7 protein-coding genes and 1 pseudogene are annotated in these 6,630 nt (G+C 46.5%); 2 read left to right on the top strand and 6 right to left on the bottom strand.

Translation table 11 applies throughout. The annotated features are described in order from the left end of the window. The first annotated feature begins 549 nt into the window (after positions 1–549). Both Q0369_RS10525 and Q0369_RS10520 read left to right on the top strand, forming a co-directional pair. Positions 550–810, top strand: a complete 261-nt coding sequence (locus Q0369_RS10525; RefSeq protein WP_298099616.1) for a hypothetical protein — start codon at positions 550–552, stop codon at positions 808–810. Further along, the gene (locus tag Q0369_RS10520) at positions 797–1,045 is read left to right on the top strand and encodes a hypothetical protein (protein ID WP_298099613.1); all 249 of its coding nucleotides are present in this window, start codon (positions 797–799) and stop codon (positions 1,043–1,045) included. The genes Q0369_RS10525 and Q0369_RS10520 overlap by 14 nt, the downstream gene beginning before the upstream one ends. Positions 1,046–1,370: 325 nt before the next feature. On the opposite strand, the gene Q0369_RS10515 is transcribed toward Q0369_RS10520, so the two are convergent. The 6 genes and pseudogenes from Q0369_RS10515 to hemW all read right to left on the bottom strand — a co-directional run bounded on the left by Q0369_RS10515 (position 1,371) and on the right by hemW (position 6,539). Beyond that, positions 1,371–1,823 carry a hypothetical protein gene (locus Q0369_RS10515; protein ID WP_298099610.1) on the bottom strand — a complete coding sequence of 151 codons (453 nt, stop codon included), beginning with the start codon at positions 1,821–1,823 and terminating at the stop codon, positions 1,371–1,373. Between the two features lie 39 nt (positions 1,824–1,862). Next, a complete protein-coding gene (locus Q0369_RS10510) occupies positions 1,863–2,900 on the bottom strand; it encodes a hypothetical protein (RefSeq protein WP_298099607.1) in 1,038 nt (345 codons plus the stop codon). Continuing rightward, positions 2,897–3,916, bottom strand: a complete 1,020-nt coding sequence (gene queA / locus Q0369_RS10505; RefSeq protein WP_298099604.1) for a tRNA preQ1(34) S-adenosylmethionine ribosyltransferase-isomerase QueA — start codon at positions 3,914–3,916, stop codon at positions 2,897–2,899. Before queA ends, Q0369_RS10510 begins: the two co-directional genes overlap by 4 nt. 1 nt (position 3,917) lies before the next feature. After that, positions 3,918–4,673 carry a twin-arginine translocase subunit TatC gene (tatC, locus tag Q0369_RS10500; protein ID WP_298099601.1) on the bottom strand — a complete coding sequence of 252 codons (756 nt, stop codon included), beginning with the start codon at positions 4,671–4,673 and terminating at the stop codon, positions 3,918–3,920. Positions 4,674–5,138: 465 nt separating this feature from the next. Then, a pseudogene (gene tatB, locus Q0369_RS10495) lies at positions 5,139–5,408 on the bottom strand (Sec-independent protein translocase protein TatB); the annotation flags it as partial. 57 nt (positions 5,409–5,465) lie between these two features. Then, positions 5,466–6,539, bottom strand: coding sequence for a radical SAM family heme chaperone HemW (hemW, locus tag Q0369_RS10490; protein WP_298099599.1), 1,074 nt, complete (start codon positions 6,537–6,539; stop codon positions 5,466–5,468). Positions 6,540–6,630 lie beyond the last annotated feature (91 nt).

Here is a 6,630-nt window from a genome sequence, read left to right as displayed (position 1 = left end):
GTCGATCGCAAAGACGTGGTCGTAAATCCATTCGAAAATCTTTAAATTTTAGCGGTACAAAGCCGCTAAAATTCCCCCTATTTTAAACTCTAAATTTTAAAATTTAAGCCCGCTCTTATATATAATTCCACCTATATTTTTTCAAAGGAGAAATTATGGCAGAGAATGAACATCCGGATCATTTAATGTGCCCATTTTGTGGCAAAGACGACATCAAATACGGAGCAATCGTATGCAGTGGGTGCCAGGCGGAGATCTCTTATAGCAGACCTTGGATAAAGACGCTTCTCATTTCTATAGTTTGGCTTTGGTTTGCGGGAGCTCTTACTAAGAATAGTGATACCGTATTTTACATTGTTATAGCTGTAGGAGTTATAGGCGTAATTAGTTCTTTTTTTATGGCGCGAGATCACAGTCCGCGATTTCATAGGACTATGAAGCACGTTAAATAGTCTATATTCCGCCGTTCACTGGCGGAGAAATTTTGTAATTCTCCGATTAAATTTAAATTTTGGAGAATTACATTACTTAAATTTTAAAAGATAGATTATGAATTTTTTCCTAGGCTTCCTTGCCGGTAGCGGTGCTTTTGATGGGCTTGCAGCTGCGGTTATCGTTTTTGGCGTCATAGCCATTTTGGGTGGTTTTAATGCCGTTATAGCTTCCATTCCTGCTTTTATAGTGTTTTGCGTTGCAAAGGCATTTTTAGAAGGCTTGACTTCTAACGTAAATAATAGATTTGTTACCCTTGTCGTTCCGATTGCTGGAGCTTTAGTGCTAGCATACTTTACGGCTGATGCTTGTTCATAAAAGTGAGCAGGCAAAAGATGCTGAGCGCGAAGTGCAGAAGCAACAAAATATGACGCAGCAAGATAAAGTCTATTATATCCAACGCAGTCTGATGTTCGGTGGCTACGACGTGGCAATCGACGGTAAGTGGGGCAAAAAGACTATGCGAGCGGCGCAGAAATACTCTGGCTCGTCCGCGACCTCGATCGACGAGCTTTATGAGGCGGTCAAGGCTAAAAAAGAGAGCGAAAGATAAAATTTAAATCGCGAGCCGAGCCTCGCACTAAATTCTTAAATTTACTCGCTTTATATACGTCTTATCGGGCGCCTCAAAATAGATTGGGCTGCTTGTCAAAGTCTCTTAAGCTTGTCTGGGGCGTAAATTTTAAAAATGGAGCTTGAGCGTTTTTGAGGTAAACGGACGAAATAAACTTGCTTGTGCGCGGACTATGTTAAATTTAATAAATTTAGCTGCAAGGCGCGACGGAATTTACGTTGTTTGCGGCTTGCAAGCGGGATAAATTTAAGGTGCGATCTTTACGGGCAAAATTTTATGCGCGACGACTGAGGCGCGCGGTTTTCTATGAAAGTTTAAATTTCTTATGCTCAAAGTGGTATTTTTTCTGCGAAATCGCGTTAAATTTAAGGCTATCTATCCTGGAGAAGTTAACGGCATATTCCTTCAAGCAGGCAAGGATGAAAGAGAAGCGGTAATTGCCATTTTCGTAAAATATCTCGCTCGTTATTATTTCGCCGGGCGCCGCGTCGCATCTTTGATCTGAGCTCATAACGCATTTTAGTTCATAATATCCATTTTGCAAATCTCCGATGTAAAATTTCAAATGCAACTTTTCATTGATTTGTTTTTTGGGTAGCAATAGCGAATCGTTGAAGTTTATGCCCGCAAAAATTCTTTCTAGCGTATGCATATTTTTATGTAGCCCTTCCAAATACGCCTCATACCGCTGCTGCCTTAAGGTATATTCGCTATCGTTTATATTGCCCTTGATCCAATCTAAGTCAAAATATAGCACTTCAATATCTTCGGTTTTAAATTTATCGCTGCCTGTTCGCTACAGCCCCAAGAAATTCTCATCGTTTTTGATCTTTTCGATGATATCGAGCGTGGCATAAAACTCGTCGTAGAAATATGGCATCTCGAGCTTGAAAAATTTAAAATTTAGCCCCTCCAGTACCTTGAGCGAGTGTTTGTTTTTGAGCAAAAATATGAAAAATACCCCGTCTTTTTCCAGCGCGTTGAGGTAGTTTATTTCGCTTATATTGGCGCGTAGGATCTCGGCGTCAAGGATGACGACGTCGGCTACGTAGATGAAGTCGTTTAGATGTCTCTTCGCGCTTTCCCAGTTGGAGTTTGGCATCACGTCGCAACCAAGCCCGCTCAAAAAATCGCGCAGCTCCTCGAAGATCGCGCGGTTTTTATGCGTGATGATGACGTTGTAGTCGTATTTTTTTGTGCCAAAGCTCTGCTGCGCGAAGCAGCTAAGCACCGCATCCATTTTGATAAATGTCCCTCGCCCGTCGGCTCCAATACTTGGATGCGAACCGAGTGCACGCAAATGGGTCTGCGCCGAAGTAAGATACTCATCATCCGTGCTAGCAGCGCTTTCTAGTGCACTTTTAAGCGCATAGGTACGCGGATCCTTTAGCTCGCGATCGATACCTACTCGCACGTCGAGCTTGATAGAGCTCATATTTGCTCTAAGTTCCTTACTGCTAAATTCCACGCTTACGCGGATTGGCTCAGCGATATTTTGCAGGAAAAACTCACACGCGTCAAAGACCGCGCTAGTGAGATTTAGCACCTCGCCGCCGTAGATACGCGGTAGCTGCGGTGGGAAACTAAGATAGAGCGTGCTGTCGTATTTTGTGCACTCCTCAAATAAAATTTCGCTTTGAAATTTTAAAATTTTTAAAATATCGATCTGCGCGATATCCTCGCGTCTAGGCACGACGGAATTACTTTCTTTGGCTTTAGGCGCAGCGGAGAAAATTTTGCCGCTTACGGCGGGCTTTTTAGCAAAAAGTTTTCTTGCCGCAAAGCCTGCCGTCGCAGCCAATATTGCTAGCGCGCCTAAAACCACGGCTTTCATAGCACAAGCATCCCATCGCCATAGGAGTAGAAGCGGTATCTTTGCTCCACTGCGATGCGGTAGAGCTCAAGCGTGCGCTCAAGACCGATGAAGCTCGCTACGAGCATTATCAGCGTGGATTTGGGTAGGTGAAAATTTGTAAGCAAAAAATTCTGTCTTATCGGCGGGTTGCCCGGGTGCAAAAACAGCTCGCAGATTCCGCTGCTTTGCCCATTGCGTGCAAAATTTTCGATCGTTCTCGTTACCGTCGTACCCACGCCTAAAATTTTTCGCTCGCTTTTTAGAATTTGCGCGGTCTGCGGCGGGATAGAGTAGAGCTCGCCGTGCATCTTATGATCGCGCAGATCCGCTACTTCCACGGGCTTAAAGGTGCCCGCGCCCACGTGCAGCGTGATAAAATAAATTTCGTGGTTTTTGCGCAGATCGTTTAGCATCGCATCGTTAAAATGCAAGCTCGCGGTGGGTGCGGCGACGGCGCCTTGCTCGCGCGCGAAGATGCTTTGATACCAGCTTTCGTCCTGCTTGGTATCGGTGCGCTTGATATACGGTGGCAGCGGCACATGGCCGATACGTTCGCAAATTTCAAAAACATCATGGGTGTTTAAAGCTTCGCCGCCCTGCTCAAACTGCACGATGCGAAGCCCGCCTTCTATCAGCTCACAAACGCGCGCGTTAAGACCGCTTTGAAATTTTAATTCGCTACCCGCTTTGACGCTGCCGCGGATATAGGCGCTAAATTTATCGCCCTCAAGCGGCGAGTTTAGCAGAAGCTCGATTTTGCCGCCGCTGTTTTTATGACCGAAAAGGCGCGCCTTAATCACCCGCGTGTCGTTAAAAATAATATCGCAAGGCGGCAGGGCATCCGCCAAATCGCCGAAGTGCGCGTGAGTGATCTGCTCTTTGGCGCGGTCGTAGATTAGCAGGCGCGCGTTTTGTTTGGGCATCACGGGCGCGCTTGCGATGAGCTCGCTAGGAAGCTCGTAATCGTAGCTGCCAACTAAATTTAGATCCGCCATCTCACGCCTGCGCTACGTCCGTGGAATTTTCGCCTTCGTCATCCTCCTGCTTATACGGATTTATCATTTTGGCGATGAAGATTGAAAGCAGATAAAGCGCAATTAGCGGAGTTGCGAGCATAAACTGACTAAGCACGTCCGGCGGCGTCATCACCGCTGCAAAGATGAAAATAATGACGATTGCGTAGCGGAAAAAATCGCTTAGGCTTTTGTTTGTCACAAGCCCGATTTTAGCTAGGAAAAAGGTTACTACAGGAAGCTCGAAACTGATGCCGAATGCGACGACGAGCTTAGCGAAAAAGCCTACATATTCACCGATCGTAGGCATCGCAGTAAATTGCTTGGCGCCAAAATTTACCAAGAAATTAAACGCGACGGGGATTACGAAAAAATAGCAAAACGCTGCGCCTAAAAAGAACATAACGCTCGCTCCGCTAACGAAGGGGATGACGTATTTTTTCTCGTTATCGTAAAGCCCAGGCGCTACGAAAAGCCACGCCTGCCAGAAAATTATCGGCATCGCTAGAAGCAGCGAGGTGAAAAACGATACCTTCATCGCGGTAAAAAACGTTTCGCCAAGCTGGGTAAAGATGATCTCACTGCCTTTAGGAAGCACGCGCACCAGCGGACGGGTCATAAAGCCTAAAATATCTTCCCAAAAGCCGAAGCACGCGATGAAAAGGACGATGACGGAAAGCACGGAGATAACTAGGCGCTTGCGAAGCTCGGCTAGATGGGGTTTTAGCTCTTCAAACATTAAATTTCTCTCTCATTATGATTTTTGCGTGTCGTTATTTTGCGCGGAATTTTGCATAGAATTTTGCGCATCGCCGTTTAAATTTACATTCATATTTTGCGCAGCGCTTTTCGCTTCACCGCTTGCATTCGTATTTTGTGCGGAATTTCCTGCACTGTTGCCCGTGCTCGGCATGGAATTTTTGCTTTTATTTTCGGCACTAGAATTCGCGCTTTTGCTTTCAGCGCCGGAATTCATTGCACCGCCGGCGGAGCCTTGCATAGAGTTCGCGGCGCCCGAGCTTTGCGCGGAATTTTCGCCGCTCGAATTTGCTTTTAAATTTGCCGTCTCGCTTTGTTTTTGCGCCGAGACTTTCGCGGAGTTTAGCACGTCTTTGGCGGCGTCCGAGCTAAGCGTTTCTTTAAGCGAGCTTTCCGCGTCTTTTAGCCCCGCATTTAGCGTCTCTTTGACCGAGTCTATGCCGCCTTTTATCTCGTCGAGCTCCTCAAACGTGAGCTTTTTGCGCACGCCCTCACTTGCTTGTGTGATACTCTCTTTATATTTTTTGGCGTCCTCTTTGAGCTCGGCGATGCGAAGCTCCTGATCGAAGCTCGATTTTGCGTCGTTGATGGTTTTTTTGATGACTTTGAAGTATTTCGCGAGCTCGACCAGCACTTTTGGGAGTTTTTCGGGCCCCAGCACGATTATCGCGATGATTAAAATGACCGTAATTTCAGGCATACTGATACCAAACATAAAATTTCCTAACGTAAAAAGTGGCGTATTGTAACTAAAATTTCATTAATCTTAAATTTAGCGCCCGCGGCGGCTTTCTTGCGTGATAAAAAGCGCGATCTCGTCGGCAAGCAAAAAGTTAGGATTATAAAATTTATCCTCGCCGAATTTCAGCTTTTTTTCGCGCACGAGCAGCTGCGCGTTGCTTAGCTCCGCAGCGTCTAAAATTTGCGCCTCAAATCCCAAAACGCAGCGCAGCCCAAGAAATATGCGCTCGAGCTTTTTATCCTGCGCGCTTAGGGCTTCGCGCTGTTTTTGCAGCGGATCTGCAATGTAGTCTTGCAAATTTTTAGGCGAGCTAAGGCGCACCTGCCCGCTAGTTCCGACCGCAAATGCCCCAAATCCCGCGTAATCCTCGCCGTGCCAGTAAGCCAGATTGTGCTTACAGCGTAGTCCGCGCGCGGCAAAATTTGAAATTTCATACTGACTAAAGCCGCTATCCGCCGCAAGGGCAAAGAGAAATTTAGCTAGAGCCGCGCTTTCCCTTTTGAAGCTTTCGCGCCCAAAAAAGGGCGTGTTTTCCTCAAGGCTTAGCGCATAGGCGCTTAGATGCGGCACTTCACAGCGCGCAAGCTCAGCCATTTCAAATTTTAAATTCCTTTTATCGTCAAATTTGCTTGCATAGATTAGATCCAAATTTATATTGTCAAAGCCCGCCGCTTTGGCATTTTGCACCGCCAGAAAAATCTGCGCCGCACTGTGCGCGCGACCAAGGAATTTTAGCTTGGCGTCGTTGAAGCTTTGCGCGCCGAAGCTGATGCGATTTACGCCGAGCCCCTGCATCGTCCTAAGCCAGGCGGGGCTAGCGGAGTTTGGATTAGCTTCCGAGCTGATTTCAGCTTTGGCGGTAAAATGCGGCGCAAGCAGCGCAAAAATTTCATCGTAAAGCCCTGCATCCACGGCACTTGGCGTGCCTCCGCCGATAAAAAGCGTTGAAATTTGCGCATGCGGATTTTTCGCCAAAAAATCGCGCACTTCAAGCCGTAGTGCCGAAAAATACTCGCGCACGAGGTTAAATTTGTCGCTGAAGGAGCCAAAGGCGCAATACGGGCATTTGGAGGTGCAAAACGGCACGTGGATATAGATGTGCAAGGGCTTCCCTTGGGCGTGAAATTTCAAAAGCAAAATTTAGCCAAATAAAGCGAAAATTCAGATAAATTTCGAGCCTATTAACGCAAATTTT

Source organism: uncultured Campylobacter sp., assembly GCF_938030685.1.
Classification (GTDB): domain Bacteria; phylum Campylobacterota; class Campylobacteria; order Campylobacterales; family Campylobacteraceae; genus Campylobacter_B.
This window is presented reverse-complemented; position numbering and strand designations above follow the sequence as displayed.